This is a genomic window from Clostridium sp., from assembly GCF_032552055.1.
Classification (GTDB): Bacteria; Bacillota; Clostridia; order Clostridiales; family Clostridiaceae; genus Clostridium.
In genome coordinates, this window is record NZ_JAWGSV010000216.1 from 1 (window position 1) to 5,329 (window position 5,329).

Below are 5,329 nucleotides of genomic sequence, written 5' to 3' on the forward strand. Positions count from 1 at the left end.
TTTTATCTGACATAAATATTCCTCCTGAAATTAAAGATTCTAAATTGATATAATAATCTCTAATTGATGAGAAACTATTTACCTAAATGAAACTTTTTTGTTAGCAACTTTGCTACTCATTTATAATAACATATTTTTTGTTCAATAGCAACCTTTTTTGTAAATAATTTTTCTTACAACTGATTTTTAACAAGGAAAATAGCCTTTAGCGAGATATATACGCACCTAACATATTTCATCTCTTACCCTTACCACTTTAATTTCTTCCCTAGAAAAATAGGAAATCATTTTTCCTACAGTAAAAACGGAAAGAATTGTTCCAATTCCTATTCCTTCAATCCCACCTTTTACAAAAAACATTAAAATACAAGAAATCATAACTACTATAAAATCAAAATAAATCTTAATTTTCCCAAAAGGAATCTTATATTTTTGAGATAAGGCTTGAACTAAACCATCTGGTGCAACTGGAACTAAATTTGCATTTATTGTTAATGTAACTCCTAATGCTGTAAATACAAAACTTAATAATAGCAATAATAAATTTAATACCAAATTATCAAAGTTAATACTTATTATTCTATTAAACAAATTAACTATATTCCCGAATAATATGGCAAATACAATTTGTAAAAGCTGTAACTTCTTGAAATCCCTCTTTAATATAACAAACTGCATTCCTACATAAGAGCTATATAAAATCGCTGAAGCTGTTCCAATTGAAATATTAGTAACATTATTTATTACAAAAGGTAAGCTTGTAATGGGAGAAACCCCAAGGCCTGATTTTATAGCAACTACAGACCCTAAGGCTAAAATTAGCATTCCCAAAAAATATCTAATAAATCTCCTTAAACTCATACCTACTTAACTTTATCAGGAGAATAAAGAATATTACCTTCCTTACCATCTACTCTTTTGTGATTTTCGATTTTATTTGCTGAATATAACTTATATCCATGAGTTTCAACCTCTTGACGGGCATCATTTCCAGCTAAAATATTTTCACAACATTCTATGACATTATCCAACAATACCTTTTCTGAGAAGAATGTTCCATGGTTTCTATAAATAGTATCATATAAACTTTCATAAGTTTTTAAGTGTATAAGACTTTCTCTATATTCTGATACATTTGATGAATATTCATCAAATAATAGTACACCAACACCACAGGCATCACCAAAAATAATTGCTCTATCTTCATTAATTAAAGGACAAATTATTCCAGGGGTATGACCTTTTACTTGTATCATTTTAATAGTAACTCCACCTAAATCAATAGTATCATTATCCTTAATATTCTTAATTTCACCAGTTATATCAGGGGTAAAATCTTCTCTTGTTACCTTTCCTGTAGGGTCATGTTTTAAGGTATCCTTTACTCTAAACTCAAAGTCATTATGCATCTTTAGTACAGGCATGTCCTCATGTGGCATATAAACCTCTTCAAATAGTGATGCTCCTCCTATATGATCTAAATGACCATGAGTTAAAACAACTACTATTGGCTTATTAGTTATTTTTTCAATATATTCCCTAATATTTCCTATACCTCCACAAGTATCAAGTAAACAAGCCTTTTCTTGTCCAACTACTAAATAGCAACATACCCCTGTTATATCTATTATCCTATATAAATGTTCTTTTAGTTTTTCATGTTTAAAGTATTCCATTTTATTTTCACCTTTCTTATTTAACATTTTCATCTAATTTCATAAACCACATTACTAAGAATCCTGATACTAAACCAATTACTAAAGTTAATATTAAAGAGATATAATTGCTCTTATCTCCGCCAAAGAATGCTGGAAGTAAGTATATACCATTAGATGGGTTTAACACATATGCTGTAAGATTTAAGAAACCTGCTGCAACTCCAGTAATAAATCCAGAAATAATTCCTGCATACATTGGTGTTTTATAAGGCACATTCAATCCATATAATAAAGGTTCTCCAACCCCACCAAATATCCAAGAAATAAAGTATCCAAAAGTCATAGCTTTCTTTTCTTTACTCTTAAACTTAACTATACAAGCTAAAGCAGTACCAGCACCAGCCCATGAACAAGCAAGTATTGCTGGTAAAATAAAGTTATCATACCCTACCATAGGAAAAGTCATAAATAGAAAACTTAATAACAATGAATGCATTCCTGTCATAACAAGTAGTGAAAAAGTTGCTCCAACAATACCTAATGCTAAAGGTCCAGCAATATCATATAAACCTAAAATTCCATTACAAATGTAATTTCCAAGAAAAGAACCAATTGGTCCAAATAAACTTAAAGCAAGTGGTAACATTACAAGTAGTGTCCCAAAAGGAATTACAAATACCTTTAATAATTCTGGTGAATGCTTTTTAAAGAATCTTTCAACATATCCCATTACCCAAACAGATAAAATTATTGGAATAACTGAACCAGAGTAGTTTTGAACAATTGTTGGAATACCATACACACTAAATGATGTACCTTCATTAGCCATATTAATTAAAGTTGGGTGAATATATATTCCTGCTAAAAACAACCCCATAATTGGATTACAATTAAATTGCTTAGCTGCTGTATATCCTAAATATATTGGTAAGAAATAAAATCCTGCATCTCCTACAAAGGTAAATAATACATATAATGAATCTGTTTCAGATACTAAATTTAAAAGTTGTGGTCCTATACAGGAAGCAATAGTTTTAGAAAGACCAGCACAAAGTAAAATTGGAATTAGTGGTGTCATACACCCTGCTAAAGTCCCTAATATATTGTTTAAAATATTTTTTATAGACTTCTTTTCTCCATCAGTTTCTTTAACTTTAATCTCATTTTCCTTTTCAATAATATCTCCTACTAACTTTACAACCTCATCATAGTAGTTTACTACCTGTGGTCCAATAATAAGCTGTAGTTGACCAGCCTTATTTACAACTCCTGCAATTTCGCTAATTGACTTAAGTTCACCCTCTTTAACCCTAGATAAGTCTTTAATTTTAAATCTTAATCTAGTCATACAATGAGTTACTGATAGGATATTTTCCTTGCCACCTACCTTGTCAATAATTTCTTTTGATACATTTGTTAATTCCATAATATGATCCCTCCATTTTTATAATAAAAATAAAGGTCTAGCCAGCATTACCTGTCACCATCCAGTTAAATATATTAACAACTTTTAGCTGTAAGTTTTATAATATGTAATAATAAATATAGCTCCTCATCATCTTGTCTTTCAGAGATATTAAATCTATCATGTTTAGAGATATACCTCATAATTTCTTCAATACATTCATATTGCTTTGAATATTGACTCTTCATCATATTTAAAATATTTGTACTTTTCTCAATCTCAATATCCTTCCCCTCTAATAACCTTTGGAATAAAAATCTTAAATGTGTTACAAATCTACTATAAGATAAGCTATTCTTGTTAATTTCAAAGGAAAATTTATTTAATACAATGTTATAAATATCATCTATCATTTGAGTAATTTCAAGCACTTCCTTAAGTTCACTATTCATTTGAGCATTTAAAATATGAAGAGCAATAAAACCAGCCTCATCCTTACTTACATTAACATCAAATCTATCCTTTAATAATTCAACTATTTTTTCACCAATCTTATATTCCTCAGGATACATTCTTTTAATGTCCCAAAATAGTGTATTATTAAACTCTATTCCAAGAGATATTCTCTCAAGTAAATTTGAAATATGATCAGTTAACGTTACATAAATTTTATCAGATAGTTTTTTATCTATTTTGTTTTTAATTATCTCAATTGCATATTCACTAAATTCAATACAATCAATGGGAATACAGGCCAAAATTTCTTGATATCTTGTAGTAGTTTCCTTTGAATCACAAACAAAAACCTTTTCAATTTTTTCTTTATCAAGCTCATCTCCCGCCTTTTTTCTATAGGCAACACCTTTTCCTTTTATAATAACCTCCTCATTATTCTCATTAAAACACATTACTGCATTATTATTAAGAACTCTATGAATAATCATTTCATTACTCCTTTTATTCAAGATTAAAAATCAAATCACTTTCATGAACATTTTTTTCATATACTTGCACTACCTTTTTATAGTTAGCAATATCAGTTACTAAAACCATTGTATCTACTTCATACCCTGCATTTATTACTTCCTCTAAATTTACTGTTAAAAGCTTATCACCTACTTTTACCTTATCTCCTTGTTTTACAAAAGCCTTAAAGCCTTTCCCATCAAGTTCAACTGTATCTATTCCAACATGAATAAGTATTTCTACTCCTTCATTAGTTTTTAACCCAATAGCATGACCTGTTGGAAAAACCGTAGCTACTTCTCCATCTACTGGTGATACTATATTACCTTCTTTAGGCACAACTGCTATACCATCTCCTATAAGTTTTTGTGCAAATGCAACGTCATTAACATTTTCTAAATATTTTACTACTCCTAAACATGGACTATAAATTTTCACTTTTCTGCCTCCTCAAAAGAATTTATATAAAAAAAAGACCAATTTGCATGATAATCCCTAAGGATTTGCAAATAGGTCTTGCTTAACTAAATAATAACAAACCACATCTTACGACTTAAGTATACCATTATTTTATTTTTTGTACAACCCTTTTTGTAAACTTTTACTTTTCTTCTACCATACTCAATTTTAAATATTTCTCAGATATAAATTCCCAAGATATATTAATTGCTTCCCCTCAATGATTCCACTTTTTACTAGTTCTTTTTTTACTTCTTTTAAAGCAGTATTAATTGTTGTTATGATCATTTTCATTTTGACTATTCACTGTTACATATAATAAGCTCCATTCCTCTTAATTCTAAAATAATAACCCTCGACAATACATTCCTATATCGTCGAGGGTTTCATGGTGGAAGCGACGCATAAATAATCTCTCCCTTATATTTAATTATCCATTTTTAGTTAATTTACTTTAATATATTTATTTCTTATAGTTACTTCTTCTAGCTCATCTATTTTTTTATTATATATTTCTTTATATTAACTAAATTCTACCCATATTTCATCTATAATATCTGGTTTATCTATTTTATTAATTACATCTACTATGTTATCTTTGTCAAAATGTGTCTCGTTTCTAATCAATAACACTTTTTTTTACTGCTATAACTATTTGTAAATTTTCCCTTACACTCATTATAAAGTTTATTTGTATTTTTCTTGATGTGTTCTTCCGGAAAATACATACCAGAAGAAATCTCATCCCTAAAATATAAAAACTTCTATATGTAATCAAATTACACATAGAAGCTTCTTATAAGTAATATCTTTATTCAATATATTATTCTTAATTATAATA

At 28.4% G+C, this 5,329-nt stretch carries 5 protein-coding genes; all 5 read right to left on the minus strand.

Features of this window, described 5'->3' with window-relative positions:
* Nucleotides 1-225: 225 nt before the first annotated feature.
* The 5 genes from E6248_RS12580 to E6248_RS12600 all read right to left on the minus strand — a co-directional run bounded on the left by E6248_RS12580 (nt 226) and on the right by E6248_RS12600 (nt 4,467).
* Nucleotides 226-861, minus strand: a complete 636-nt coding sequence (locus E6248_RS12580) for a DUF6198 family protein (RefSeq protein ID WP_316341143.1) — start codon at nt 859-861, stop codon at nt 226-228.
* A gap of 2 nt (nt 862-863) precedes the next feature.
* Nucleotides 864-1,676 carry an MBL fold metallo-hydrolase gene (locus E6248_RS12585; RefSeq protein ID WP_316341144.1) on the minus strand — a complete coding sequence of 271 codons (813 nt, stop codon included), beginning with the start codon at nt 1,674-1,676 and terminating at the stop codon, nt 864-866.
* Nucleotides 1,677-1,692: 16 nt separating this feature from the next.
* Entirely contained in the window at nt 1,693-3,084 is a 1,392-nt protein-coding gene (locus E6248_RS12590; RefSeq protein ID WP_316341145.1) for a PTS transporter subunit EIIC, read from the minus strand.
* Between the two features lie 74 nt (nt 3,085-3,158).
* A complete protein-coding gene (gene licT / locus E6248_RS12595; protein WP_316341146.1) occupies nt 3,159-4,007 on the minus strand; it encodes a BglG family transcription antiterminator LicT in 849 nt (282 codons plus the stop codon).
* Between the two features lie 13 nt (nt 4,008-4,020).
* On the minus strand, nt 4,021-4,467 hold the full coding sequence (locus tag E6248_RS12600; protein ID WP_316341147.1) for a PTS glucose transporter subunit IIA: 447 nt from the start codon (nt 4,465-4,467) through the stop codon (nt 4,021-4,023).
* Nucleotides 4,468-5,329: the final 862 nt, after the last annotated feature.

Bases quoted from the DNA above. Each gene is read 5' to 3' on its own strand.
- E6248_RS12580 (WP_316341143.1), bottom strand. From the start codon at position 861: ATGAGTTTAAGGAGATTTATTAGATATTTTTTGGGAATGCTAATTTTA.
- E6248_RS12585 (WP_316341144.1), bottom strand. From the start codon at position 1,676: ATGGAATACTTTAAACATGAAAAACTAAAAGAACATTTATATAGGATA.
- E6248_RS12590 (WP_316341145.1), bottom strand. From the start codon at position 3,084: ATGGAATTAACAAATGTATCAAAAGAAATTATTGACAAGGTAGGTGGC.
- licT (WP_316341146.1), bottom strand. From the start codon at position 4,007: ATGATTATTCATAGAGTTCTTAATAATAATGCAGTAATGTGTTTTAAT.